The sequence below is a fragment of the Rhodococcus sp. WS1 genome (assembly GCF_003797745.1).
GTDB lineage: Bacteria > Actinomycetota > Actinomycetes > Mycobacteriales > Mycobacteriaceae > Rhodococcus_F > Rhodococcus_F erythropolis.
Genome location: NZ_RKLZ01000005.1, coordinates 92087 through 117256, shown reverse-complemented (window position 1 = coordinate 117256; position 25170 = coordinate 92087). Strand labels below are relative to the sequence as shown.

The 25170-nt window shown below is 62.2% G+C and carries 24 protein-coding genes and 1 tRNA gene; 6 read left to right on the top strand and 19 right to left on the bottom strand.

Going from position 1 to position 25170, the window contains the following annotated elements:
- Window positions 1–272: 272 nt before the first annotated feature.
- Window positions 273–398: a hypothetical protein gene (locus tag EEB12_RS31020; RefSeq protein WP_255246884.1), complete on the top strand. Its 126-nt coding sequence runs from the start codon at window positions 273–275 to the stop codon at window positions 396–398.
- A gap of 77 nt (window positions 399–475) precedes the next feature.
- Here the strand turns inward: EEB12_RS31020 and EEB12_RS30140 are convergent, their stop codons facing one another.
- Both EEB12_RS30140 and EEB12_RS30135 read right to left on the bottom strand, forming a co-directional pair.
- Complete coding sequence (locus EEB12_RS30140) at window positions 476–1126, bottom strand: siderophore-interacting protein (protein WP_141489196.1); 651 nt, start codon at window positions 1124–1126, stop codon at window positions 476–478.
- A 167-nt stretch (window positions 1127–1293) separates the two neighbouring features.
- Window positions 1294–2304, bottom strand: a complete 1011-nt coding sequence (locus tag EEB12_RS30135) for an ABC transporter substrate-binding protein (RefSeq protein ID WP_181447642.1) — start codon at window positions 2302–2304, stop codon at window positions 1294–1296.
- Window positions 2305–2445: 141 nt separating this feature from the next.
- Here EEB12_RS30135 and EEB12_RS30130 point away from each other — a divergent pair, with 141 nt between their 5' ends.
- Window positions 2446–3048, top strand: coding sequence for a TetR/AcrR family transcriptional regulator (locus EEB12_RS30130; RefSeq protein WP_141489194.1), 603 nt, complete (start codon window positions 2446–2448; stop codon window positions 3046–3048).
- Window positions 3049–3092: 44 nt separating this feature from the next.
- On the opposite strand, the gene dcm is transcribed toward EEB12_RS30130, so the two are convergent.
- Entirely contained in the window at window positions 3093–4475 is a 1383-nt protein-coding gene (gene dcm / locus EEB12_RS30125; protein ID WP_258537547.1) for a DNA (cytosine-5-)-methyltransferase, read from the bottom strand.
- A gap of 120 nt (window positions 4476–4595) precedes the next feature.
- A tRNA-Cys gene (locus EEB12_RS30120) sits at window positions 4596–4666 on the bottom strand.
- Window positions 4667–4888: 222 nt separating this feature from the next.
- Between EEB12_RS30120 and EEB12_RS30115 the strand changes: the two genes are divergently transcribed.
- Window positions 4889–6175, top strand: a complete 1287-nt coding sequence (locus tag EEB12_RS30115; RefSeq protein ID WP_021334280.1) for a multidrug effflux MFS transporter — start codon at window positions 4889–4891, stop codon at window positions 6173–6175.
- On the opposite strand, the gene mraY is transcribed toward EEB12_RS30115, so the two are convergent.
- Window positions 6172–7248, bottom strand: coding sequence for a phospho-N-acetylmuramoyl-pentapeptide-transferase (mraY, locus tag EEB12_RS30110; RefSeq protein ID WP_003941316.1), 1077 nt, complete (start codon window positions 7246–7248; stop codon window positions 6172–6174). The genes EEB12_RS30115 and mraY overlap by 4 nt on opposite strands.
- A gap of 85 nt (window positions 7249–7333) precedes the next feature.
- On the opposite strand from mraY, the gene EEB12_RS30105 reads away from it, so the two are divergent.
- Window positions 7334–7867 carry a MarR family winged helix-turn-helix transcriptional regulator gene (locus EEB12_RS30105; RefSeq protein WP_020970065.1) on the top strand — a complete coding sequence of 178 codons (534 nt, stop codon included), beginning with the start codon at window positions 7334–7336 and terminating at the stop codon, window positions 7865–7867.
- A gap of 93 nt (window positions 7868–7960) precedes the next feature.
- Here EEB12_RS30105 and EEB12_RS30100 read toward each other — a convergent pair whose 3' ends face one another.
- From EEB12_RS30100 to EEB12_RS30050, 11 genes are all read right to left on the bottom strand, one after another.
- On the bottom strand, window positions 7961–8737 hold the full coding sequence (locus tag EEB12_RS30100) for an enoyl-CoA hydratase (protein WP_003941374.1): 777 nt from the start codon (window positions 8735–8737) through the stop codon (window positions 7961–7963).
- A complete protein-coding gene (gene mmsB / locus EEB12_RS30095; protein WP_003941308.1) occupies window positions 8737–9630 on the bottom strand; it encodes a 3-hydroxyisobutyrate dehydrogenase in 894 nt (297 codons plus the stop codon). The genes EEB12_RS30100 and mmsB overlap by 1 nt, the downstream gene beginning before the upstream one ends.
- Window positions 9631–9653: 23 nt before the next feature.
- Window positions 9654–10712: an enoyl-CoA hydratase/isomerase family protein gene (locus EEB12_RS30090; RefSeq protein WP_069147265.1), complete on the bottom strand. Its 1059-nt coding sequence runs from the start codon at window positions 10710–10712 to the stop codon at window positions 9654–9656.
- On the bottom strand, window positions 10709–11869 hold the full coding sequence (locus tag EEB12_RS30085; protein ID WP_020970066.1) for an isobutyryl-CoA dehydrogenase: 1161 nt from the start codon (window positions 11867–11869) through the stop codon (window positions 10709–10711). The genes EEB12_RS30090 and EEB12_RS30085 overlap by 4 nt, the downstream gene beginning before the upstream one ends.
- A gap of 14 nt (window positions 11870–11883) precedes the next feature.
- Window positions 11884–13401: a CoA-acylating methylmalonate-semialdehyde dehydrogenase gene (locus EEB12_RS30080; RefSeq protein WP_003941275.1), complete on the bottom strand. Its 1518-nt coding sequence runs from the start codon at window positions 13399–13401 to the stop codon at window positions 11884–11886.
- Window positions 13402–13530: 129 nt separating this feature from the next.
- Window positions 13531–14253, bottom strand: coding sequence for a copper homeostasis protein CutC (locus EEB12_RS30075; RefSeq protein WP_020970067.1), 723 nt, complete (start codon window positions 14251–14253; stop codon window positions 13531–13533).
- A 1-nt stretch (window position 14254) separates the two neighbouring features.
- Window positions 14255–15034, bottom strand: coding sequence for a glucosamine-6-phosphate deaminase (gene nagB, locus EEB12_RS30070; protein WP_021334281.1), 780 nt, complete (start codon window positions 15032–15034; stop codon window positions 14255–14257).
- The gene (locus EEB12_RS30065) at window positions 15022–16263 is read right to left on the bottom strand and encodes an N-acetylglucosamine-6-phosphate deacetylase (protein ID WP_020970069.1); all 1242 of its coding nucleotides are present in this window, start codon (window positions 16261–16263) and stop codon (window positions 15022–15024) included. The genes nagB and EEB12_RS30065 overlap by 13 nt, the downstream gene beginning before the upstream one ends.
- Window positions 16260–17933, bottom strand: coding sequence for a phosphoenolpyruvate--protein phosphotransferase (ptsP, locus tag EEB12_RS30060; RefSeq protein WP_020970070.1), 1674 nt, complete (start codon window positions 17931–17933; stop codon window positions 16260–16262). The genes EEB12_RS30065 and ptsP overlap by 4 nt, the downstream gene beginning before the upstream one ends.
- The gene (locus EEB12_RS30055) at window positions 17933–18202 is read right to left on the bottom strand and encodes an HPr family phosphocarrier protein (protein WP_019749212.1); all 270 of its coding nucleotides are present in this window, start codon (window positions 18200–18202) and stop codon (window positions 17933–17935) included. The genes ptsP and EEB12_RS30055 overlap by 1 nt, the downstream gene beginning before the upstream one ends.
- Before the next feature lie 2 nt (window positions 18203–18204).
- Window positions 18205–19548 (bottom strand): PTS transporter subunit EIIC, encoded by a 1344-nt coding sequence (locus EEB12_RS30050; protein ID WP_019749213.1) that lies wholly within the window; start codon window positions 19546–19548, stop codon window positions 18205–18207.
- Window positions 19549–19875: 327 nt separating this feature from the next.
- Between EEB12_RS30050 and EEB12_RS30045 the strand changes: the two genes are divergently transcribed.
- A complete protein-coding gene (locus tag EEB12_RS30045; protein ID WP_003941324.1) occupies window positions 19876–20106 on the top strand; it encodes a glucose PTS transporter subunit EIIB in 231 nt (76 codons plus the stop codon).
- Window positions 20103–20561 carry a PTS glucose transporter subunit IIA gene (locus EEB12_RS30040; RefSeq protein ID WP_141489193.1) on the top strand — a complete coding sequence of 153 codons (459 nt, stop codon included), beginning with the start codon at window positions 20103–20105 and terminating at the stop codon, window positions 20559–20561. The genes EEB12_RS30045 and EEB12_RS30040 overlap by 4 nt, the downstream gene beginning before the upstream one ends.
- Window positions 20562–20615: 54 nt before the next feature.
- On the opposite strand, the gene EEB12_RS30035 is transcribed toward EEB12_RS30040, so the two are convergent.
- The 3 genes from EEB12_RS30035 to EEB12_RS30025 all read right to left on the bottom strand — a co-directional run bounded on the left by EEB12_RS30035 (window position 20616) and on the right by EEB12_RS30025 (window position 25101).
- On the bottom strand, window positions 20616–21365 hold the full coding sequence (locus EEB12_RS30035) for a GntR family transcriptional regulator (RefSeq protein WP_019749216.1): 750 nt from the start codon (window positions 21363–21365) through the stop codon (window positions 20616–20618).
- 149 nt (window positions 21366–21514) lie between these two features.
- Window positions 21515–22288, bottom strand: a complete 774-nt coding sequence (locus EEB12_RS30030; RefSeq protein WP_007726128.1) for an SWIM zinc finger family protein — start codon at window positions 22286–22288, stop codon at window positions 21515–21517.
- Window positions 22285–25101, bottom strand: coding sequence for a DEAD/DEAH box helicase (locus EEB12_RS30025; protein ID WP_020970073.1), 2817 nt, complete (start codon window positions 25099–25101; stop codon window positions 22285–22287). Before EEB12_RS30025 ends, EEB12_RS30030 begins: the two co-directional genes overlap by 4 nt.
- Between the last annotated feature and the right edge of the window lie 69 nt (window positions 25102–25170).

Genomic DNA, 25170 nt, shown 5'->3' with positions numbered 1-25170 from the left:
TGTCAAGCTCGAAGACGTCTTGAGTGTCCTCAAGGTCGCAGTTGCGGGCATCGGCCTCATCAGCGCACTTTCGGCATTCAGCTGATCGCAAAGCGTCATCGACAGGCCGGACTTCGGGGAGTCCGGCCTGTTTTTTGTTTCCGCTCCTGAACAATCCGTGAACTTTTCAGCAACTTCAGCGCAAAGTGGTCATTTCGACCAAAACAAGCGTCCAGTTTGCTAACTTGTGTCTGCGACACAAGGTCGTACAGAAACACCACGCAGACACAACCTTGTACATACAAACCTGTACATACGACACGGAGGACCGAAACATGGGTTCCATCAACACCCTCAGCGCCGTCATCGACATCATCAAGGTCGTCCAGCCGTTGATCGCCAAGCTCAACCTCAGCTGATTCGCTTGCACCACACCCCTGCCAGGGCGTAACTCGAAATGGGGCCGACATTGTCGGCCCCATTTTCCGTAGGTGCTTCATGAATGCCGATCGTCGAAGGTCAGCTTTTCGAGAACGTTGGGATCGGTCATGTCCTGCCCCTCCGCCTTCAGTCGTAGAAATCGTTCCACGGATCGGTTGTAGCTCTCGGTCCAGGTTTCTTCACTGGACCAATACACGCCTGCCTTCAGATCGTCGATGTGCATGTACCTGTCGAGCATCAATTCCCTCAACTGGTGTGCAGTAACTGTTTCGGTACCGATCCACCCCTGCAGTCGAGCGGGCGTCGGAGACAGCAATCTGGCTGCGTCCACGAGAGAGTCGCCAGCGGCCAACCACTCCACATCCCAGCGCGGACAGACCCGAACCAGAGCGCGATCCTCATATGCCGGCGTCTTCAGAACCGCAGTGACCGAGTCTGTTTCACCAAGACTCTCGAAGATCGCGGCGATAGCCGGAACAGCAGCAGAGTCGGCAAGGAAGAGGTACCCGTCGACATCATCCGACGGAAGAAATTCCGGACGCCTGCCGGTGAAGGCGACCGTGTCCCCTGGCCTGACAGCGACAGCCCACCTTACACCGAGCCCATCGCCGTGATCGAGAATGTCGACCAGGACGATGGATTCAGAACGCATAAACCTCCTGACTGTATAGACGCGATGCTCACCGGGTGCAAGATGCAGCTTCATCGCGTCACCAGGCGCGGGGTCCTGGTATCGATCGAAGTCCTTGCTATGCAGTGTGAGCCGAATGAAGTTCGCACCCACCCTGGACACTTCGCGAACCACCGCTTCACCATGAAACGGATACTCTGAAGGATCCGAAAGTAGGCGGTGCAGCGCACGTCGAACCGACGTCACCCTCCGGCCCGATCCTCAATGGCAAGTACTCCGGACATCCGATCCAATAGAAACTCGGTAGTCGCCGGATTGGGAAACAGTAGGGCACTCGAAAGTTCCTGATCGATCACGATCAACCTATGTTCCCCTGTCGAAACGAGACCTGTCACGGTCGGGAGAGATAGGAATTCCTCGGTCGAACCTTCACCGTATGTACTGATCATGGCTACGTCGGCGGTATCCAGTATGCCGAAACCCTCCGGGGAGAATTTCACAAAAGCCGCCGTTGATTCGGTTGCTGCCGCCGATACCGCGGAAGATCCCCTCATACCTAGCGACGACAAGAACCGCGCAGACGGGTTGCTCTCCTGGCCAAGCAAATACAATGTCCCACCTGCATATTGACCGTACGCAAACGACTTCCCTTCCAGATTTGGATGACTCGATCTGAAATCAGCAATTGCACCCCTCGCTTGAACCACGAGGGATTCGGCCGCTCCCCTGCGACCGAGAGCCATACCGATCAACTCGGTCAATTCATCACCCGAATCTTGAAGGAGCGCAGTCTTGTAGGAAATCACCGGCGCGATACGGCTGAGCACCTCGTAGGCCTTGTCGTACTCGGCCTGCGCCGTAGTTGCGAGAATGACGTCAGGATCAAGTGCTGCGATCGCCTCGATATTCGGGGTTGTCGAATCCAATGTGAGAACTTCGGATGGAAGGATCATCCCCGACCAGTTTCCGTCCAGCGACGACGGATTACGCACCGCCCCAACAATTTCCATTCCCAAAGCGGACGCAATTTGAGCGTCCCCCGCACCCAGAGCCACAACCCTGGACGGAGCGGTTTCGATCGTCACCTCACCATGTGCGTGCTCCACGGTGACAGGAAAAGCGTTCGACGTCGATGTCTCCATCACTTTGTTTTCACCGACATCGGCACTACAGCCAACTACCGCCGTCAGCACCACTGCAATTGCTGACGCGATCGCTGCAGCGCGACAAACGGCATTGCGGCGCGCAAGCATTGTTCGGGGAGGTTCCTTCATCATCACTGTTCGAGGCATACAGTAAGGGTAACCTATTAATGAGGAACACTCATAAACTACGCCGACACCAAGGCAGACAGAGGTCTGCTCTGCATCCATCGGCCTGCCTAGACTGGTTCAGTGAATACGACACCGAGTCAACCGAGAAAAAGGGCAGTTGGCCGTCCCAAGCGTCTCGACCTCGGGTCGCTACTCGATGCGGTGTTGCACTTCGGGCTCGACACATTCACGATGGCGCAGATCGCGAATCATCTCGGCGTCAGCGAGGGCACGTTGTACAACTACGTCCGAAGTCGGGAGGAGTTGCGCGGGCGCACGGCTGCCCGACTACTCGACTCCATCGACACGGTGGTGGACTCCTCCGACGACTGGATCAACTACCTCGTCGAGGTAAATGGGCAATTGCGGAACCTCGCCGTGGAGAACGTCGGACTATCGTCGTACTACCTACACGGCCCATACCGGCCACAGACGATCGATCTGTTCGACAGGATCGTCTCCGGTGTTGTCCAGCGACTTCCCCACTCGGACATTGATCTAGCCTTCGTTCTCGCATCCCATGCATCCACCACCACGCTGTCGTTCTTCTCAGGCATCGACGTAGACGAACGCATCTTCCGTCGCGTCCTGCGGTCAACTCTTCCTGCTCTCAACGAAGCGCTCGACGGCGCAGCGCCTGCAGGGGTCAGTTGGGCCCACGTAGTTCAAGTCGCAAGGCAGTAGTTCAAGTCGCAAGGCAACGGTGACGCGCCAAGAAGTCGGACGAATTACCGGGATTCATTTGTCTTGGATGCGCGAGCATCCGGCCTCGTACGGAAGCCCAGACCCTCGCTGATTTCGGAAGCAAGCACCGCAGCCAGCTGCGGCGGCACCGCATTGCCGATCATCGTGCGCACCGCTCCCCACTTGCCTTCGAATACGTAGTCGTCGGGAAAGGTCTGGAGGCGAGCAGCTTCTCGAACGGTCAAGGATCGCGTGTGTTTCGGGTGCACGTTGCGGGAAGCCGAGATCATCCCGAAGGTGGTTCCGACCGTCGACGCCGGCTCGTCCCACCGCAGTCGCTTGTACGTCGTGTTGTATCCGGACGACGGTCGCATGGCCGGATCTTCGTTGTCGTGAGCCGACATTCCTTCCGGCACATCACGCAGCCACCGCAGGACGTGCTCGGGATGCTCGACGGCCCAGTGCAGCGGGTCCGTTTCGCAGGCCTGTCCGGATTCCAGCGGAGCCAGGTCGACGGTGGCATCGCGGAAAGTCCTCAGCGGCGCAACACCATTCACGCCGTGAGTCTTCGGCGGAAAACACAGCGGCCCGATACTACTGTCGCGGCGGGTCGCCACGATGAACACTCGTTCCCGGAACTGCGGGACGCCGTAATCCTGCGCATTGACCGTGTTGACCGACGCGTCGTAACCGCATGCAGCCATCTCGCCGAGAATCCGGTCGACGACCATCCCACCGTCCGGGTCCTTCATGCTGAGCAGCAGTCGCACGTTTTCCATCACCAAGACCTTCGGCTTCACCAATTCGGCGAGCTGCAGCAGGTTCCGGAAGAGATGGTTGCGCGGATCGTCGCGGTCTCGCCGACCGGCAAGGCTGAACCCCTGACACGGCGGTCCCCCAGCCAACACATCGATGTCCACTTGTGCCAGAAGATCTTTCACCCGGGCTTCGTCGATCGCCCGAATGTCCTCGCCGAGGCACCTCGCGCCGGGGAAGTTCCGATCGAAGGTCGCGCGCGCCTCAGGAACGACTTCGATGTATCCCTCCACCGAAAACCCCGCCATCCGAAAGCCTTCGGCCATACCCCCACAACCGGAGAACGCCGTCAGTACGGTGGGGGCTCCTCTTCCTGCCGCCGCGACCGCACGCCTGGCCACCGATGCGGGGTCGTTGACCGGTGTCGCTCGACGCGCACGGCTACTACCACTCGATCGCTTCCGCGGGGCCGCGTACGTGCCCTCACGCTTTGCCGCTTCCAACGCGGAGAGGGCTGTGAGAACTGCTCGCGCCACCGGTGGCTTCGGATACGCCTTGTCGAGTTCCCACGCGGAGACGACGGCTGACGAGACTCCCGCTCGGCGGGCGAACTGGAACTGACTGATCCCCACGTCCAAGCGCCGTGATCGCAGGTCCTGTCCCGAAATCAATTCAGTGCCTCACTCATATGGTCCGCTCGCTCCGGCAGCCCAGACTATCGCAGCCGACCCCGTGAACCGGGACCTCACAAGGAAGACCGGCAGGCGGTATGCCTGCCGGTCTTCGACACGAGCGGATGACGGGACTCGAACCCGTGTGAACGGCTTTGCAGGCCGGTGCCTAGCCACTCAGCCACACCCGCGTCAGTGAGTAACTCTGCCCTGAGTCACGGCGTCGAACCACAGTTCCGCTCAGCATGATTCGAGTGCGATCCCACCCGCCGTTCCAGTCTCTGGGAAAACTGCGAGCTCTTCGGGAACAAATCGGTCAGTCTCGATGCTGACTCCCTCGGCGGGCGCAGATCATACGAATTTCGCCCGAACGACCGAGCAGTTCGCCAGACCCAGACAACCCAGAAGGTTTCATGAGTGCCGAGAACACCGCCGTTGCCCCGCCCGTGAAGGCAGCTCCGCCCTTGGAGGCAGCCCCGCTGGAAATGAGCAGTGTCGACCGTAAGCCCAGCGTCGGGAAGATTCTTGCCCTCGGTTCCATGACTGCGCTCGGGCCCTTCACCATCGACATGTACCTGCCCGCGCTGCCGGATATCGGCGCCGATCTCGGGGTCTCGTCGTCAACGGTTCAGCTGACGATCACCGGAACTCTCATCGGCCTCGCACTCGGACAGCTGTTGGTCGGGCCGCTCTCGGACACTCTCGGCCGCAAGAAGCCGCTGCTCGCCGGGATCGGTGTGCACATCCTGGCTTCGCTGCTGGCGGTCTTCGCACCGAGCATCGCGGTCCTCGGCATCCTGCGGGTTTTCCAGGGCATGGGCGCGGCGGCCGCGGCAGTGGTCACCATGGCGATCGTCCGCGACCTCTACAGCGGTAACACCGTTGCCGTCGTGATGAGCCGGCTGATGCTCGTGCTCGGCGTTGCGCCGATCCTGGCGCCCAGCATCGGTGGCGCCCTCCTCGTCGCCCTCGACTGGCGCGGGATCTTCGTCGTCCTGGCACTGATCGGCGTCGGCACAGCGATGATCGGTGCTTTCGGACTGTCCGAAACACTGCCGAAGGAAAAGCGTCGCCCGAGCGGATTGAAGTCGGTTCTCCGCACCTACGGTTCGCTGCTCGGCGACCGCACGTTCATGGTCCTGACGCTCGTCTCCAGCGTCGGTATGGCGTCGTTGTTCGCGTATGTCTCAGGCGCGTCGTTTGTCTATCAAGATCAGTACGGCCTCAATCAGCAGGAGTTCGCACTGCTCTTCAGTGCGGGCGCGATTGCGTTGATCGGTGCTTCGCAGGTCAACGTCCGACTGCTCGATCGCTGGACTCCTCAGCAGATCACCAAGTGGGCCCTCGTGGCTGCCGTTGTCTCCGGGGCCGTCGTCATTGCCGTCGCGGTCCTGGAACTGGGCGGGCTCGCCGGATTCGTGATCGCACTGTGGGTCATGGCCGGTGCCATCGGGTTCGTTCTTCCCAACGCCCCGGCACTGGCGCTCGCTCGTCACGGCGAAGCGGCCGGTACTGCCGCGGCAATGCTCGGTGCATTCCAGTTCGGCGTCGGTGCGGCCATCGCGCCGGCCGTCGGCCTGCTGGGAAACACGAGCACAGCCCTGGCCGTCACGATGACGGCGTGTGTGTCGCTCGGTCTGGTCGCTCTTCTGGCTACGACCCGAAAGAGTGATACGACCCGAAAGAGTGAATCGGTCTAACCGGCAGCGGAGAACCACTCGCTGTAGAAGGTGGCAAGTCCCAGGACGCACGAGATCGCGACGAAGATCCAGAATCTTGCGATCACGACGGTTTCCGGCCAACCGAGTAACTCGAAGTGATGATGGATCGGGGCCATCTTGAATACGCGTCGGCCGGACGATCGGAAGACCAGAACCTGGATGATCACCGACAGGATCTCAGCCACGAACAGGGCGCCGATGATGACCATCAGCAGCTCGGTGTGCGTCGTGACGGACAGGCCGACCACCAGGCCGCCCAGCGCCAAGGAGCCGGTGTCACCCATGAAGATCTGAGCCGGGGCGGCATTCCACCAGAGGAAGCCGAGGCACGCCCCGCCTGCCGCGGCAGCGACGATAGCGAGATCCAGGGGGTCACGAACGTCGTAGCAGCCGGCGGCAGGCTCGAGGACACACGAGTTCCGGTACTGCCAACCGGCGATGACAACGTAGGTCCCCAGGATCATGCCCATCGAACCGGCCGCGAGACCATCGAGACCGTCGGTGAAATTGACGGCGTTGGACCAGGCGAACACCAGAATGCAGAAGAAGACCACAAAGCCGATGGCACCCATGGAGAACACCGAGATATCTCGCACATGGGACAGGTACTGGCTTCCGGGGGTGACTCCGTTGTTGTTGGAGAACTGCAGGAAGAGAATGCCGAAGATGATGGCGCTCGCGAGCTGACCGACGGTCTTCGCTGTCTTGTTGAGCCCGAGATTGCGCTTCTTACGGATCTTGATGAAGTCGTCGAGAAAGCCGACGATTCCCAGTGACGTGGCGAGCGCGAGAACCAGCCAACCGGATGCAGACAACCGCGGTAGCCGCGAGCCGAAACCGATGATGTGTGCCGCCAGGTAGCCCGCCCACATGCCGGCGATGATCGCGATGCCGCCCATCGACGGGGTGCCACGCTTGCCCTGATGACTCTGCGGACCCTCGATCCGAATCTCGTGCCCGAGCCCCTGCCGCGAAAGCACACGAATGAGAAACGGAGTCAGGAAGAGCGCGACGAACAACGAGACGCCACCCGCTACGAGGATTGAAATCACCCGTGGGACTCTACAGACGTAAGCGGCTGCGACACACAATCAGACAAGGCACCCGACCGCTTGCCAGCATGGGATGATCGAACTTATGTCTCCCCCCGCGCCGCTCCCCCTCGACCCCATCGAAGAGGCGCATCGTCAGTGGACGAAGCACGGTTGGAGCGATGTCGCCGACGGTATGGCTGCGGTCACGTCGGTGATGCGTGCGCAGCAGATCATGATGGCGCGGGTCGAAGAGGTACTCAAGCCTCTCGGGCTGACCTTCGCCCGCTACGAACTGCTGACGCTTCTCACCTTCACCAGGTCGGGCGCGCTCCCGATGGCCAAGGCAAGCGCCCGACTCCAGGTTCACCCCACCAGCGTCACCAATGCCGTCGACCGCTTGGAGAAAGCGGAGCTGGTCAGACGGGTCCCGCATCCCAGCGATCGACGTGCGACGCTCATCGAGATCTCCGACGCGGGTCGCGCGCTGGCCCTCGAAGCCACTGAAATGCTCAACAGCAAAGTGTTCGCACACCCCGGACTCCAGCAGGACAAGCTCGAGCAATTGGTGACGATCCTCACTGAACTTCGCAAGACTGCGGGTGACTTCGACACCGGCGGCGCGCCCACCAAGTGGTGAACCGACGACCCGTACACACAAAGAAACTGCCCTCACACTCTCGACGAGTGTGAGGGCAGTTTCAGCTGTTCGAAAGTTCAGCGCTAACGAATTTCAGCGGTGCTTGAACTCGGCGGACCGCTTCTCCACGAACGCGGTCATGCCTTCCTTCTGATCCTCCGTCGCGAAGGTCGAGTGGAACACCCGACGCTCGAAGCGGACGCCCTCGGCGAGTGTGGTCTCGAAGGAACGGTTGACCGCTTCCTTGGCCATCATCGCAATCGGCAGCGACATCTCGGCGATGGTGGTTGCGGTCTTCAATGCGTCGTCGAGCAGATCGGCGGCCGGAACGATCCGGGCAACCAGGCCTGCGCGCTCGGCCTCTTCTGCGTCCATGTTGCGGCCGGTCAGGCACAGCTCCATGGCCTTGGCCTTACCCACGGCGCGCGTAAGGCGCTGTGAGCCACCGATACCCGGAATGACACCGAGCTTGATCTCGGGCTGGCCGAACTTCGCGGTATCCGAAGCGATGATGAAATCGCAGAGCATCGCCAGTTCGCAGCCACCACCGAGCGCGTACCCGGAGACGGCGGCGATCAGCGGCTTACGAGCGGCTGCGACGCGGTCCCACGGGGTGAAGAAATCTTCGACGTATGCGTCCATGTACGTCTTGGACTGCATTTCCTTGATGTCGGCGCCGGCGGCGAAGGCGCGCTCGGAACCGGTGATCAGGATGGCTCCGATGCCGTTGTCCGCTTCGAGGTCGGCAACCGCGGCGACGACCTCGTTCATCAGCTCGGAGTTCAGGGCGTTGAGAGCCTTCGGGCGGTTGAGCGTGATGACGCCGACGCGACCCTTACGCTCGAGGATGATGGTGTTGAAGTCGGTCACTACTGTCCTTCGGTCGAACGGTCACGGATGTCGTTGATGATGGCAGAGAAGTCCTGACCGCCACCGCCCGCGGCGTGGAAGCGACTGTAGAGTTCCGCGGCCTTGAGCCCGATCTCCGCATCGACGCCGTTGTTGCGCAGCGCATTTGCAGCCAGACCGAGGTCCTTGTCCATCAGCGCGACAGCAAAGCCGGGCTGGTAGTCGTTGTTGGCCGGGCTGGTGGGCACCGGTCCCGGTACCGGGCAGTTGGTGGTCAGTGCCCAGCACTGCCCCGAGGCGTTGGACGCCACGTCGAAGAGCGCCTGGTTGCTCAGGCCGAGCTTCTCGCCCAGCACGAATGCCTCGCTGATCGCGATCATCGAAATGCCGAGGATCATGTTGTTGCAGATCTTGGCAGCCTGGCCGACACCGGCGTCGCCGCAGTGAACGACCTTGCGGCCCATCACGTCCAGCAACGGTGACGCGGCCTGGAAGTCAGCCTCGGAACCGCCGACCATGAATGCCAGCGTGCCTGCGGTAGCCCCGACGACTCCACCGGAGACCGGTGCGTCGACGCTGCGGTGACCGGCCGCTTCGGCCTTGTCGTGTGCCTCGCGGGCGTCGGCGACGTCGATGGTGGAACAGTCGATGAACAGCGTGCCCGGTGTTGCCACCGGCAGCAGCTCTTCGTACAGACCCAGAACATGCTTACCGCTCGGCAGCATCGTGATCACGACGTCGGCACCGCGAACGGCATCGACCGCCGAATCCGCTACCGATGCACCGTCTTTGACTGCCTGCTCCAGCGCCGCGGGTGCCAGATCGAAACCGACGACCTTGTGTCCGGCCTTGACGAGATTGGCCGCCATCGGGCCACCCATGTGACCGAGTCCGATAAATCCAATGGTGCTCATTAGTGATGCTCCTTCGGCGGTGATCAGTTGCCTTGCGGTTGAGGGGTGAGTCCGAGCTCGTTGTCGCCCAGCGGGGCGAAGTAGGCATCGACGGATTCAGCCGTGACATCTTCGAGGGTTGCCGGCAACCACTTCGGGTTTCGGTCCTTCTCGACTACCTGGGCGCGAATACCCTCGACCAGGTCGTGTGAGGCGAGCGCTGCCGTCGAGACCCGGAACTCCTCGTTGAGGACTTCTTCCAAGCTTGCTGCTTCCTTGGCATGTCGCAGGGATCGCAGGGTCACCGACAGTGCAATCGGGGACTTGCCGAGAATCTGCTCCGCTGCCTTCTCCGCCTCGGGGATTCCACTCGCTCGAAGACGCTCGACGATGGTGGAGACGTCGTCGGCAGAGTACGCGGCGTCGATCCAGCTCTGCTGGGCCAACAGTTCCGACACCGGAGCCGGCTCCGCGTACTGCGCCACGGCGTCGGCAACCGAAGACGACGCGAGTGCGGCGATGAACGTCTCGATGTTCTCCGACGGGATGAAGTGATCCGCGAAGCCTGCTGCGATGGCATCGCCGGCGCTCAGTCGCGCCGTGGTGAGCGCGATGTGCGTTCCGAGTTCACCGGGAGCACGCGAGAGCAGGTAAGTTCCGCCCACGTCAGGGATGAAACCGATTCCGGTCTCGGGCATTCCGATCATCGAGCGCTCGGTCACGATGCGAATGTCGCCGTGTGCGGACACTCCGACGCCGCCGCCCATGACGATCCCGTCCATGATTGCGACGTACGGCTTCGGGTAGTTCGCGATCTCGGAATTGAGGATGTACTCCTCACGCCAGAAATCGAGCGAACCGGTCTTGCCGTCCTTGGCGTCGTGGTAGATCGAGACGATGTCGCCGCCGGCGCACAGACCACGATCGCCGGCGCCCGTGAGTACGACCGCCTTGACGTCGTCGTCGGACTTCCATTCCGCGAGTGCCTTGGCCATCGCCTTGACCATCGAGTGGTTGAGGGCGTTGATCGCCTTGGGCCGGTTGAGGGTGATGAGCCCCAGTCCGTCACGCTTTTCGATCAATACCTCGAGCTCGTCGCTCATGCTGCTCCTTGCTTTCCCTGACCTGATGCGACCACGCTTCGCGCGATGACCACCCTCATGATCTCGTTGCTGCCTTCGAGGATCTGATGAACCCGAAGATCGCGGACGATCTTCTCGATCCCGTACTCAGCAAGATAGCCGTACCCGCCGTGAAGCTGGAGAGCCTTGTTGGCTACGTCGAATCCGGTGTCGGTGGCGAAGCGCTTGGCCATCGCACACAACTCCACGACGTCGGACGCTCCGTCTTCGAGTGCGGCAGCGGCGCGCCACAGCAACGTCCTGGCCGCTTCGAGTTCGGTACGCATGTCGGCGAGCTGGAACTGCAGGGCCTGCGACTCGATCAGTGCCGAACCGAAAGCTTTGCGGTCCACCAGATATGCGACTGCCTTCTCCAGCGCTGTCTGGGCCCCACCGACCGAGCAGGCGGCGATGTTCAGCCGGCCGCCGTTGAGACCCTTCATAGCGATGCGGAAGCCGCTGCCCTCTTCACCGAGCATGTTGGCGGCAGGAACTCGCACGTCTTCGAAGATCACCTGACGGGTGGGCTGCGCGTTCCAGCCCATCTTGACCTCGTTGGCACCGAACGACAGTCCGGGCGAATCCTTGGGCACGATGAACGCCGAGATCCCCTTGGCACCGGCAGATCCGGTGCGTGCCATCACGACGTACACGTCGGAAGTGCCTGCGCCGGAGATGAACTGCTTGACGCCGTTGAGGATGTAGTCGTCGCCGTCACGAACGGCCTTGGTGCTCAAGCCCGCAGCATCGGAGCCAGCGCCGGGTTCGGTGAGGCAGTAACTGCCCAACTGATCCATCGAGCAGAGTCCGGGGACCCACTTGTGGCGCTGTTCGTCGTTGCCGAACTGGTCGATCATCCACGTGACCATGTTGTGGATGGAGATGTACGCGGCGATCGACGGATCGCCCTTGGCCAGCTCTTCGAAGATCCGGGCAGCGTCGACGCGGCTCAGCTCACTGCCGCCCACGTCTTCACGAATGTAGATCCCGCCCATTCCCAGGGACGCCGCCTTACGGAGGACGTCCACCGGGAAATGCTTGGTTTGATCCCACTCCACTGCGTTGGGCGCCAGATGCTCGGCCGCGAAGTCGCGGGCAGTGTCACGAATCGCCCGCTCGTCATCGGTCAGAGTAAACATGGAAGGTAGTCCGATCAGTTCATCGTGGGGATGACGAAGTGATTGGTCTCTTCCTTCTTGCCGGAAGGCCAACGCTGCGTCACCGTCTTGGTCTTGGTGTAGAAGCGGAAGGAGTCGGGACCGTGCTGGTTCAGGTCACCGAAGCCGGAGCGCTTCCAGCCACCGAAGGTGTGGTACGCGATCGGGACCGGGATCGGCACGTTGACGCCGACCATGCCGACGTTGACGCGAGCGGTGAAGTCACGCGCGGTGTCGCCGTCGCGGGTGAAGATGGAGACGCCGTTGCCGTACTCATGTTCGGTCGGAAGACGCAGTGCCTCTTCGTAATCGGCAGCGCGGACCACCTGAAGGACAGGTCCGAAGATCTCTTCCTTGTAGATGCGCATGTCCGAGGTGACGTTGTCGAACAGGGTTGCGCCGGCGAAGAATCCACCTTCGTGGCCTTCGAGGGTGAAGCCGCGGCCGTCGACGACTGCCGTTGCGCCTTCGTCGATGCCGATCTGCACGTAGTTGTTGACGCGGTCGAGGGCATCCTGGCAAACGAGCGGTCCGAAATCGACGCCTTCGTCGTCACTGCGACCGATCTTGAGCTTCGCGACGCGCTCCTTCAGCTTCGCGACAAGAGCGTCCGCGGTCTCCTCACCGACGGGAACGGCAACCGAGATGGCCATGCAACGCTCACCGGCACTGCCGTAGCCTGCACCGATCAGGGCGTCGGCAACCTCGTCGAGGTCGGCGTCCGGCATGACGATGGCGTGGTTCTTGGCGCCACCGAAGCACTGTGCGCGCTTGCCGTGAGCTGCGGCCGTCTCGTAGATGTACTGAGCGATCGGCGTGGAGCCGACGAAGCCAACAGCCTTGATGCGATCGTCGGTGAGCAGGACGTCGACAACTTCCTTGTCACCGTTGACCACGTTGAACACACCCGCAGGCAGTCCGGCTTCGAGGAACAGCTCAGCCAGTCGCAGCGGGACAGAGGGGTCACGCTCGGAGGGCTTGAGGATGAAGGCGTTACCGGCGGCGAGGGCGGGGCCGGCCTTCCACAGCGGGATCATCGCGGGGAAGTTGAAGGGCGTGATACCTGCGACGACGCCGAGCGGCTGACGCATGGAGTACACGTCGATGCCGGTGCCGGCACTCTCGGTGAATTCACCCTTGAGCAGGTGCGGAGCGCCGACGGCGAACTCGATGACCTCGAGGCCACGCTGGATGTCACCCTTGGCGTCGGCGACGGTCTTGCCGTGCTCGGACGAGAGGAGGCGGGCCAGAGAATCCATCTCGGCCTGAGCGAGCTGCAGGAACTTCATCAGCACGCGGGCGCGCTTCTGCGGGTTGAATGCTGCCCACACCTGCTGCGCCTCTTCGGCATTGGCGATGATGGCTTCGGTCTCGGCCTTGCTCGCGAGGGGGACGCGGGCCTGCACCTTGCCGGTGTTGGGATCGAACACGTCCGCAAATCGATCAGATGTCCCGGGAACACGCTTGCCACCGACGAAGTGCGTCAACTCGTGAACCGTCGCATTTTCAACCATTGTGCTAACCCGTTCCTTGCTCGTATGGACCGCCCAGGAGGCAGCAGTGAATATGTCTACCATCCTATAGTTGGATGTCCATGTATGTCTAGAGCCCAAGGGCCGTGCGCCTTTATTAACCGCGGGGGGTTAATAAAGGCGCACAGCGCGGAGCGCGGCTGCCGCTTCCTGCGCGACTACTGCATCGGTGACGTCGTATCCGTCCGATCCCCCGCCCGGGCCACCGGACACCGCGACAACCTTGCGTGCCGAGAGATGCACCGCATCGACGCCGACGGCGGCGATTGCCGGGATGTCGTCGACGGTTATTCCGCCACCGGCCATGATCTGGATCCGGCCCGCGGCGTGTTCGACCATTCGACCGATCTCGTCGAGACCCTCGCTGCAGGTATCCGCACCCCCGGACGTCAGCACGCGGGTCACGCCCAGGTCGATCAGTTCGTCCAGCGCGGTCAGTCGGTCGGCCACCACGTCCATCGCACGATGTACCGTCACCTCGACCCTCGCACGGTCCACGCATCCGATGATGCGACGCAGCACGACGGTGTCGATCGTATTGTCTTCTGTCAGCGCGCCGACCACGATGCCGGAAGCTCCACCGGCCACGGCCGCACGTACGTCGTGCTCCATCACCCACACTTCGTCGGGTGAGAACACAAAACCTCCGGCGCGCGGACGGATCAGCGGGTGAACCGCGATCCCCACTTCCGACGCTGCCTCGATCACTCCAATGCTTGGCGTCAATCCCCCCGTCGGACCGAGCGCCGCACACAACTCGACTCGAGTCGCTCCTACCGAACGTGCGATCCTCGCCCCCCGCACGTCCTGCACCGCCAGCTCCAGAACCGTCATGTCAGAAGGACTGCCACGACGGCTTGTGCTCGAGCGCATACCGGTAGTAGTCGGCAAGTTTGAGCGAACTGGCCGCAGCTTCGTCGATCACGACGGTGACATGGCGATGCAATTGCATCACCGAAGCTGGGCAGAACGCAGACAACGGACCTTCGACGGCTGCGGCGATCGCATCGGCCTTACCTTCTCCGGTCGCGATCATCACCAGATGCCTTGCATCGCTGATGGTTCCGAGACCCTGGGTGAGCACATGGTGTGGGACGTCGTCCACCCCGTCGAAGAACCGTGCGTTGTCGATCCGGGTCTGCTCGGTCAGCGTCTTCACGCGAGTTCTCGAGGTTAACGACGATCCTGGCTCGTTGAAGCCGATGTGACCGTCGGTGCCGATGCCGAGCAACTGCACGTCCACTCCCCCGGCCGCCGCGATGCTCTGGTCGTATCGTGCGATCTCTTTCTCCGGGCACGGCGCTTCACCGTTGGGACTCGACACCATCGCCGGATCCAGATTGACGTGATCGACGAACTCCGACCGAATCACCGAGTAGTACGACTGCGGATGGCGTTTCGGCAATCCCAGGTACTCGTCGAGCAGAAACGCCCGAGCCAGCGAGAAGTCGAGTTCGGCATCGCGATGCCTCGCTGCCAGTTCACGATAGGTTCCGATCGGCGACGACCCCGTTGCAAGCCCAAGCGTCGTCGCCCCGGCTCTGACGTAGCCTTCGACGATGTCCGCGACGGTCGAGTCGACCTCCGCGGGTGTCGGCTGAATTACGATTTCCATGATTGTTCCTTTCCGGCGGCTTTTCCGCCGAGTAGTACACGCCCCAGGCGCAAGTGACGATCGGTGACAAGGATGTCGGCTCGGCAGCCCACGGCCAGCGATCCGATCAGGTCGCCAAGCCCCAGCAGACGCGCAGGGCTCCGAGTTGCCGCTGCGACAGCGTCTTCCAGCGCGACCCCGCCGTCGAAGACAGTGCTGCGAAGCACGTCGAGCAATCTTGCAGTCCCTCCGGCGATGGCACCGGAACTGCCGTCAGTGGTCGCGAGTCTTGCCACTCCCTCGGCAACCGTGACGTCGAGCGCACCGAGTTGGTAGTCGCCGTCGTCCATTCCGGCCGCGGCCATCGAATCGCTGACCAAGGCGATCTGGTCCGGTCCGACAGAGTCGAAGACCATCGACACGGTCTCGGGCGCAAGATGCACACCGTCTGCGATCAGTTCCACCACCATCTCGCCTCTCGCGGCAGCCGCCAGGCACGCCGCGACGGGACCCGGAGATCGATGGTGCAGGGGCGGCATCCCGTTGAAGAGGTGGGTTGCGCTGATCTGACCGGCCCAATCCCCTTGCACCGCAGCATCGATGCGCGCCGATGTCGTTGCCGCGTCCGCATCGGTGTGACCGAAACTCGGCACGATATTGCGATGACGCATGATCGCGAGCAACTCTTCGAAGTTCTCGGTCTCGGGCGCCAAGGTCATGGACCGCACGGTCCCCCGCGCAGCGTCACAGACGGCTTCGAGAAGGTCCGGATCGCCGGGCACGATCGCCGCCGGATCCTGGGCACCGCAGCGAACGCCGTTGATGAACGGCCCCTCGAGGTGGATACCCAGAAGTTCTCCGCGTTCGACCAGATCGGCGAGCATCGTTGCTTGTCGGACCAGATCTGCGCGCGGTGCAGAGACCAGGCTGGCCAGCATTCCGGTCGTGCCGTGCTCACCATGGTGCGCCGCAGCGCGGCTCGCACCATCGGCGTCGGTGTTCGGGAAACCAGCACCAGCTGCGCCGTGGCTGTGGACATCGATCAGGCCGGGCATGATCACCGTGTCGGTGCGTTCCGGAATGACGACGACCGGTGCGGACGCCATGTAGTCCGCAGCCGAGCCGACCCAGCTGATCTTCTCACCGTCCGCGACCACAACTCCGTCGTGAATCTTGCCGATCGGAGACCCGATCACCGTTCCCCGCAGTACGAGCGGATCGCCGACAGCAGCCGAGCCTGATGTACTCATGCTGACTCGCGAATCCGCGCGACAGCTGCTCTACCCTCGAGCGGGTTTCGCGCGCCCCGCGCCGCAGCGGCCATGTCCTTGCACACCGCCAGATCGAGAGAGGCCAGTTGCGCGCGAACTGCGCCCAATGCCGGGACCGACATCGACAGACTCGTCACGCCCAAACCGACCAGAACCGGAGCCAACAGCGGGTCCGACGCGGATTCTCCGCACACACCAACAGGTTTCCCGGCGTCGGCGCCCGCCTGACCGACCATCGCGATCAGATCGAGGACCGCCGGCTGCCACGGATCGAGCAGTTGCGCCAGGCCTCCGGCCATACGATCCACGGCGCAGGTGTACTGGCTCAGATCGTTGGTGCCGATACTGACAAAATCGAGGTGCTCGAGGATATCCTTCGCTCGCAACGCGGCAGCTGGAATCTCGATCATTGCTCCGACCTTGCCGATCCCCCGCGAACGCGCAAGTTCTGCAAAGTCTTTCGCCTCGTCGGCAGTGGCTACCATCGGCGCCATCACCCACAGATCGGCGCCCGTCGCGGTGCCTGCCGCCGCGAGGGCGTCGAGCTGACTGATGAGGGTGTCGGGATAGACCGTGCCGACACGAAGTCCGCGGATACCAAGGGCCGGATTCTCCTCGACCCCGAGATCGAGAAACGGCAACGGCTTGTCCGAACCCGAATCGAGAGTGCGGACCACCACCTTCTGTCCGGCGAAGTGCCCGAGCACCGACGCATACGTCTGCGCTTGCTCCTCCACCGAAGGTGCGTCGTGGCGCCCGAGATACGAGAATTCGGTACGGAACAGTCCGACGCCCTCACAATCCGCCGCCCCGGCCCGCGCGGCGTCCTCGAGGGTTCCGATGTTGGCCGACAACCTCACCGCGAACCCGTCACGCGTGCGTCCTGGACCATGTGCCGAAGCTGACTGCTCTGCCACGAACGATGCTTCGAGGACAGCGCGCTCGCGCATTTCTGCCGAGGGATCGATGGTGACCGTCCCGGTGGTGCCGTCGAGGATGAGGAGTTTTCCCTCCGCCAGCAGATCGGTTCCCGAGCAGTTGACCACGGCCGGGATTCCGAGCGACTTCGCCAAGATTGCGGTGTGGCTGGTCGGACCTCCTTCGGCAGTCAACAATCCGACCACGTCACTGTTGCCCAACGTCGCTGTATCTGCCGGAGCGAGGTCGCGCGCCACCAGGATGTACGGATGACCGGGAGCGGGGATTCCGGGCATCGGTTCCCCGCGAAGAACGGCCACGGCTCGCTGCCCGAGATCGCGCAAATCCGTTGCCCGCTCGGCCATGTACCCACCGAGCGCCGTGAGCTTTTCACAGAATGCGTCGAAGGCAACTGCGACGGCGTGTGCGGTCGGCAGCCCCGATTCCAGGTTCGCCTTGGCCGCCTTCACGATGCCCGCATCGCGCGCCATCGCAGCCGACGTCGTCAGGATCTCCGCCGATACGCCCTCGACTGTCTTTGCACGCGAAAGCAGTTCCTCCGCGACGGCGTCCAGTGCCTCACGGATCCTGATCAGCTCCGCCTCGGGACTGCCGGTGATCGGGTCCGACGCCGAAGTCGGCTCAGGCGTGGAGAATCGCAACCACGGCGCACAGACCGAACCCGCGCTCACTCCGATACCCGCGATGCGGTTGTCCACACTCGCCGTCATCAGGCTTCGTCCAGTTCGGAGGCGAGAAGCTCTGCGAGCGAACCGACCGCAGCATCGGCGCCGTCACCGTCAGCACGCAACGTCACCGAATCCCCAAATGCGGCTCCGAGAGTCATGACAGACAACATGCTGGAGGCGTCGACGGGTTCGCCGTCGCCCAGCGAGATGGTGACGTCGACCGGCAGGTCGGCCGCGGCGCGCGCGAAGAGCGCTGCGGGTCGTGCGTGGAGCCCGACTCGGGATCCGATTGTCGTGGTTGCGATCGCCATGATCAGCGTCCTCCCAGTTCCTTGTCGAGCTTGTTTTCCAGTTCGGCGACGAGCGGGGCGTCGGTGCGGCTGTCACCTTCGGCAGCCAGTGCCAGTTCGGCCTCGAGCAGCGCGGCGTCGGGCTCACCTGCGGCCACCTCGACCTCTTCTTCTCGTCCCGGCGTGCGCAGATTCCACTTCTTGATGACGAAGCTGAAAAGGAAGTAGTAGATCACGGCGTAGCCGAGTCCGATCGGGATCAACATCCATGCGTTGGTTGCCTTGCCGAAGTTCAACACGTAGTCGAAGAAGCCTGCGGAGAACGTGAATCCGTCGTGAATCCCCAGCGCATTGACCAAGGCCATCGACGTTCCGGTCAGGAGCGAGTGGATGACGTACAGCGGCCACGCGACGAACATGAAGGAGAATTCGAGCGGCTCGGTGATACCGGTGAGGAAAGCAGTCAGGCCGGTGGAGAGCATGATGCCGCCGACGAGCTTCTTCTGAGAAGGCTTGGCGTTGCGCCAGATTGCGAAGGCTGCAGCGGGGAGGGCGAACATCATGATCGGGAAGAAGCCGGTCATGAACGTGCCGGCAGATGGGTCGCCGGCGAAGAACCGGTTGAGGTCACCGCGAACGATCTGTCCGCTCGCGTCCTGGTAGTCGCCGATCAGGAACCACACGGCGGAGTTCAAGATGTGATGCAAGCCGGTGGGGATCAGGAGGCGGTTCGCTGCGCCGTAAATGCCGCCGCCCACAACGGTATTGGAAGCAACTGCTTCACCGACCCAGTTCAATCCGGAGTTGAACAACGGGTAGACGAATGCCATCAGGACACCGACGACAAGACCGGTGATCGCTGTCAGAATGGGAACGAGCCTGCGCCCGTTGAAGAATCCGAGATAATCGGGAAGCTTCGTTCGATAGAACCGCTGCCACAAGATCGCCGACAGCAAGCCCATCACGATACCGGCGAGCACACCGTAGTTGATCAGTGATTGATCCCCGTTCGGGTCGGTCTTCCCTTCGAGGACGATGGGCGACATCGCCTTGAACACTCCGTCGATCACCATGTAGCCGACGACGGCTGCCAAGGCAGTCGAGCCGTCGGCCTTCTTGGCCCAGCCGATCGCGATACCGACGGCGAAGATCAGCGGCAGCCACGTGAAGACTGCTTGCCCTGCCGCAGAGATCACTGCCGCGGCACTGTGCATCGAACTGAATCGCCCGAGCAGGTCGTCCTGGCCGAGGCGGAGCAAGATTCCCGCAGCCGGCAGAACGGCGATCGGAAGCATCAAGCTTCGGCCGAGGCGTTGAACCCCGGCGAACACTTTCGATTCCTTCTTCGGGGTGTCTTCGAGAGTCATCAAGGACCTTCTTCGTTCGCCGGGCCGCGTCGCGATCGGCCGCTGGTTCTGGAAATTCGGGTGTCGTGCACGTGCAGGTTTCGTGAAAATGCAGGTCACGGTTCATGCTCGGAAGTGAGGGCAAAACCGTTTTGTCGAAACTGTTGTGGAGCCGGACTTCCAACGGGTACTGTCCGGTCATAACCAGTTGTAGTTTTACCTGGTGGAGGCGAGTTGTCAACACCCAAATGTGACATACGTAACCGGGATAGCCTTGACCAGCAACTAGTCAGCCCACCTGTACGACCGTTCAACGATCACGACCAACCCGACAATCAGGAGCAGCAAATGTCGAAAGCGGAAGCAATCATCAAGGGCCTCGGCGGCGCAGAGAACATCGTCGAGATCGAGGCTTGCATCACCCGCCTGCGTACCGAGGTCAAGGACGGAGCGAAGGTGAACGAGTCCGCTCTCAAGGCTGCCGGCGCACACGGCGTGCTCAAAGCCGGAACGGTTGTCCAGGTCATCGTCGGGCCCGAGGCCGACACCCTTGCCGAGGACATCGAGGACATCCTGTGACGGTCGTCCTCGCCCCGCTGCCCGGCCGGGTCGTCGCACTCGCGGACGTCCCGGACCCGGTTTTCGCACAGCAGATGGTCGGCTCGGGCGTCGCGATCGAACCCGCCCGCGGTCAAGGCCCGCTCACGGTCGTGGCGCCGATCAGCGGAAAGATCCTGAAACTTCACCCCCACGCGTTTGTGATCCTTGGCGAGAAGGCCACCGGCGTGCTGGTCCATATCGGCATCGACACGGTCAAGCTGGAAGGCGACGGATTCACGCTCATCGCCGCCGAGGGTGACACCGTCGATGCGGGTGATCCCATTGTCAGCTTCGCTCCAGCGCACATCGACACGACCGGCTACTCGGCGATCTGCCCGGTTGTCGTAATGGATTCCAAACCGGACACCGTCGAATCCCCTTCCGTCGGTGGGGACGTCGCCACAGGCGACACTCTGTTCGACTGGTCGGCGTAACGCAAAGGGCGAGCACACCGGAAGGTGTGCTCGCCCTTTCGTTTCGAACGATGGCTATTGGTCTCCGCGCGTTTTGGGCCGCGCCTGGCCCTGCACTTCCATCTGCAACTGGTAGCGGTCGGATCGGTACCAACTGCGGGTGTGTTCGACCGGCGCGATCTCACTGAACGACACTCGATCGAAGTACAGGACCGGAGCGCCTTTACGAGTGCCGAGGAGAGTCGCGATCTCCGTACTGGCACCATCTGCACTGACAGTCTGCTCTGCCCGGTCGATCGGCTTGTCGTACTTGTCAGCGGTCGCCCGGTAGATCGAACCCGTCAAGTCCATGTCGAGTAGACCAGGCAACAGTTCCGGATTGAACCAGCCGTCGTCCACACTCACCGGCTCGCCGTCGGCGAGGCGCAAGCGCTTGACGTGATAACCCTCGGAACCCGGTCTCATATTCAGTGCGGCAGCAGTGCTTTCGGGGACCGGCCCCTGCTCACTGACCAGGACCACTGTGGTGGGGTGATGCCCCTGGGCCCTCATCTCCTCGGTGAACGACGCAAGGTGCAGCTTGGACTGGACAGCGCGGTGCGCGACAAAGGTGCCCTTGCCACGCACACGCACGAGGTGTCCGTCATTGACCAACTGGCCGATGGCCTCGCGAACAGTGATCCGACTGACGCCGTAGTCCTGCATCAGGTTTCGCTCGCTGGTCATCAAGTCGCCAGGCTGGAGTTCTTGGGTGCACTTGCGCAGGAGAATGGTGCGCAACTGCTCATGTTTGGGTATTGCGCTGTCGCGCAAATGAACGGGCATCACAGCGACTGTCCCTCCGAGAAATGAATAGTCGTCTATTCGCCGACGATAACGATCTGAAATCGCGGGCAGGTCCCGACCGGACCGGTCCAATTAACGATACTGGAATTCACGGTAGGAAACTAGCATCAGTCCGGAGTTGTCCGATTTCAACCGTCCAACCGTCGGTAGATGGACCGTATTTCGTCCAAGGCGACGTTCTGCTGAGCCATGTCCAATCCCAGTGCCGCCACCGCCTCACGCAGACGGCGGATATCCAGATCGTCTATCGCCGGTCGAAATTGCACCTTCGGTAGCGCGGGGAGGGCAGCCGCGATTCCGAACCAATTCTCGACGTCTACCGGAACAGTCGACTCGTCCTCCACTCCCCCGATCAACTGCTCCAGGTCGACCCCGCGAAGTCTCAGCAACCTCAGCGGATCGGTGTCGATCCGCTCGGCAGTCAAGAACGCCACGGCCGCAGCGTGTTTGCACGGCCAGCCGACATCGGGGCAGGTGCAGTCGAAACGGAAAGCCGACGGGCCGTCCGGTATCAGTTGGGCAGCAAGCATGTCCGGGACAGTGCCGGACACCAGCGCGGCAAGGCTTCCCGGCACTCGGCGGATCTTGGTGATGATGTCGTCGATATCCGATTGATCAAGAGTGTCGATCGAGAGCGTGGAAACGAAAGGTTGAAGTTGGCTGCCCTGAACCTCGGCCGTCACCACTCCCGGTTCGATGTCGAGCGCCAAAACCTGACCCGAACGCGCATACGTTCGCCCACGCGTGACACGAGGTTTGTCGCCGATCTCTTCGACGACGCGGACAAAAGCCTTGCCCCAGAACGTTCTCCCGAACGCTGGACGAGGCTTGACCGGCGCAGGTGCTCGCCGCCGGGGCCCAGTGTACTCGCTGAAATCGGGGCCTTTACCGCGCGGACTCATTCGCCCACCGCGTCGTCGCCGAGTCGCAACAACTCGTCCAATTGTTCGACACTCATCTCCGTCACCCAGTTCTCACCGGTCCCGACTGCAAGTTCGGCGAGTTCACTTTTACTCGCGATCATCGTGTCGATTCGCTCTTCCAAAGTTCCGACACACACCATCTTGCGGACCTGCACGTTCTTTCTCTGACCGATGCGGAAGACACGGTCCGTCGCCTGGTTCTCAACCGCCGGGTTCCACCATCTGTCGAGGTGAACCACATGGTTGGCCGCTGTGAGATTCAGACCCGTGCCGCCGGCCTTGAGCGAGAGCACCATGATGGGCGGACCGTCTGCGCCTTGGAATGCCTCGACCATCGCGTCGCGTCCAGCCTTGGACACGCCGCCGTGGAGAAACGGAACCTCGGTGGTGAACCGGTCGGCCAGGTACGGCACCACTAATTCCCCGAACTCACGAAACTGTGTGAACAACAGAACCTTCTCGTCATCGGCCGTGACCGACTCGACGATATCTTCGACCAGGCCAAGTTTTCCCGAACGGTGTTGCCCGCGGCGCATCACCGGCGAACCGTCGCGCAGGAAGTGCGCCGGATGATTGCACACCTGTTTGAGTTTGGTCAGCGCAGACAGGACGGCGCCTTTGCGCTTCATCCCTTCCGTTCCCTTGATCTGCGCCATCATCTCGTCCACCACGGCGCGGTACAACGCCGCCTGTTCCTCACTGAGATTCGCTCGAACCGTCATCTCCAACTTCTCCGGGAGATCCGCGATCACGGAGGGATCGGTCTTGACCCGTCGCAGCACAAAGGGGGACGTGACGGCTCGCAGTCTCGAGACGGCAAGTTGATCTTTTTCCCGCTCGATCGGCACGACAAACCGTTTGCGGAACATCTGCTCAGAGCCGAGTACCCCGCGATTGGCAAAATCGAGGATGGACCGCAACTCGTCCAGCCGGTTCTCCACCGGCGTTCCGGTCAGAGCAACGCGATGGTCCGCAGGAATGCTGCGAGCAGCGCGGGCCTGAGATGTCTTGGCGTTCTTGATGTGTTGAGCTTCGTCAAGCACCACGCGCCGCCAGTCGAGATCCTTGAGCGCCGCGACGTCGCGGGTCATGAGCGCGTAGGTGGTGATCACCAGATCACTCTCACGAACTGCCTGTTCCAACGCCGCCCCGGTAGCGCGATCCGAACCGTGATGAACGTAGACGCGCAAGCTCGGCACAAATCGCGCCGCTTCACGCTGCCAGTTTCCCACGACCGACATCGGGCACACCAAAAGTGTTGCTGTCTTGGACTTCTCGTGCGCAAGTAACGCCAACAGTTGCAGCGTCTTACCCAGACCCATGTCGTCGGCCAGAATCGCGCCGAGCCCGAGGGCACTCATGTACGCCAACCAGTCGAGACCGCGTCGTTGATACGGACGCAAAGTCGCGTTGACCGTCGACGGTACCGCGACCTGCCGCGGAGCTACCGACTGGTCGAGCAGTGCCGAAGCCCATCCGGTTGCCTTCACTTCTTCGACCGGCAGGTCTTTGAGGTCGTCTGCGATCAAGTCCTTGATCAGATCGACAATCGCCCGGTCCCCGCTCGAATGCCGCTGACTGACAAAACGAGCCGCGCGGGCCAGGACGTCTTTGTCCGCCTGAACCCACTCGCCGCGCAACTGGACCAGATCGGACTTCGCATCGACCAGTCGGGTCATTTCCTCGGCGGTGAGCACCTTGTCTCCGAGCGCCAATTCCCAATCGTATTCCAGCAATTGGTCCATACCGACCGTACGATTCTCCGCAACGATCGGAGACGCCGCCGAGGTCACCCGCACACGCAGGGATGGAGACACCACGTTCCAGGCACGCGGAAGCAGCAGCGTGATCCCTCGCTCTCGCAGGACTGTCGCGCCGTGTCCGACCAGGTCCATCACGACAGGAGTGGGCAGCAACAGGTCGAGACTGTCCTCGTCGCGCGGCACGTCGCGAAAACGTGGGTAAGCCTTGATCGCCTCTTCGAGTTTGCGGCTGCCGAGCTGGATACGTTTGGGATCTGCCCGGTGCAGTCGAACACGTTCGGGCGCTTCACCTTCGGGACGCAAACACACGTGCAGACGCCACAGCGCATCGTCGTCGGGATCGGAATTGTCGTCGAGTTCAGGCTCGATCAGCCGCAGAACCAGGTCCGGCTCTCCGGCGGTGAACGTCGACCCCCATTCGGCGAGTCCCTCGGCCGCTCGTACCGACACGTCGTCGAAAGCGTCCCCGGACAACACGGCCTGCCACAGCGGGGTCTGCACCACCGGATGCGAGTCACCGAGAACACGACGGACGATCGGGTCCGTGAGTTCGTTCGTGATGTCTTCGATCGTCGCCCTCGGCGAGCCGACTGACCGCTGCACCGGCGGCATGGCCACTACCAATTCGCCGATCCAGGCGCGCTGGCGTTCCCCCACCGACAACTGCCACCGCGGCCACCAACTACCCTCGGCTCGCGTCAGCGCCGGCACCACCCGGCCGGCGCGCACCCAACGGTCGATTCCTCGCGCCACGTGCACGAGAAAGTGCAGGTCTCCCGCGATTCGCTGGTCGTCGGCCTTGAACCGCAGCAGGAGATCGACTGCGTCCGGCGGCGCCAACGCAACAGCTGCGTACTCACTCTGCAAAGGCCCGCCAGGCACGGGCGGCATAGCGACATTCACACGATGACGGAACTTACGATGCAGGACAGCACTGACCGGATCTCGCGGATCGTCGGTTCCGGCACCGTCGTGCCCGTCGACCCACAGTTTGAGCCCCGATCCCGGTGACCAGAGTCCATGCAGCATCCGACCATCCAATCAGGTGCCACCGACACCGCTCTTCGTCACCACCCTTCCGGACCGTCCTTCCGATCT

Bases quoted from the DNA above. Each gene is read 5' to 3' on its own strand.
- EEB12_RS30140 (WP_141489196.1), bottom strand. From the start codon at position 1,126: ATGAAGCTGCATCTTGCACCCGGTGAGCATCGCGTCTATACAGTCAGG.
- EEB12_RS30135 (WP_181447642.1), bottom strand. From the start codon at position 2,304: ATGCTTGCGCGCCGCAATGCCGTTTGTCGCGCTGCAGCGATCGCGTCA.
- EEB12_RS30115 (WP_021334280.1), top strand. From the start codon at position 4,889: ATGAGTGCCGAGAACACCGCCGTTGCCCCGCCCGTGAAGGCAGCTCCG.
- EEB12_RS30105 (WP_020970065.1), top strand. From the start codon at position 7,334: ATGTCTCCCCCCGCGCCGCTCCCCCTCGACCCCATCGAAGAGGCGCAT.
- mmsB (WP_003941308.1), bottom strand. From the start codon at position 9,630: ATGAGCACCATTGGATTTATCGGACTCGGTCACATGGGTGGCCCGATG.
- EEB12_RS30090 (WP_069147265.1), bottom strand. From the start codon at position 10,712: ATGAGCGACGAGCTCGAGGTATTGATCGAAAAGCGTGACGGACTGGGG.
- EEB12_RS30085 (WP_020970066.1), bottom strand. From the start codon at position 11,869: ATGTTTACTCTGACCGATGACGAGCGGGCGATTCGTGACACTGCCCGC.
- EEB12_RS30080 (WP_003941275.1), bottom strand. From the start codon at position 13,401: ATGGTTGAAAATGCGACGGTTCACGAGTTGACGCACTTCGTCGGTGGC.
- EEB12_RS30075 (WP_020970067.1), bottom strand. From the start codon at position 14,253: ATGACGGTTCTGGAGCTGGCGGTGCAGGACGTGCGGGGGGCGAGGATC.
- nagB (WP_021334281.1), bottom strand. From the start codon at position 15,034: ATGGAAATCGTAATTCAGCCGACACCCGCGGAGGTCGACTCGACCGTC.
- EEB12_RS30065 (WP_020970069.1), bottom strand. From the start codon at position 16,263: ATGAGTACATCAGGCTCGGCTGCTGTCGGCGATCCGCTCGTACTGCGG.
- ptsP (WP_020970070.1), bottom strand. From the start codon at position 17,933: ATGACGGCGAGTGTGGACAACCGCATCGCGGGTATCGGAGTGAGCGCG.
- EEB12_RS30055 (WP_019749212.1), bottom strand. From the start codon at position 18,202: ATGGCGATCGCAACCACGACAATCGGATCCCGAGTCGGGCTCCACGCA.
- EEB12_RS30050 (WP_019749213.1), bottom strand. From the start codon at position 19,548: ATGACTCTCGAAGACACCCCGAAGAAGGAATCGAAAGTGTTCGCCGGG.
- EEB12_RS30045 (WP_003941324.1), top strand. From the start codon at position 19,876: ATGTCGAAAGCGGAAGCAATCATCAAGGGCCTCGGCGGCGCAGAGAAC.
- EEB12_RS30035 (WP_019749216.1), bottom strand. From the start codon at position 21,365: ATGCCCGTTCATTTGCGCGACAGCGCAATACCCAAACATGAGCAGTTG.
- EEB12_RS30030 (WP_007726128.1), bottom strand. From the start codon at position 22,288: ATGAGTCCGCGCGGTAAAGGCCCCGATTTCAGCGAGTACACTGGGCCC.
- EEB12_RS30025 (WP_020970073.1), bottom strand. From the start codon at position 25,101: ATGCTGCATGGACTCTGGTCACCGGGATCGGGGCTCAAACTGTGGGTC.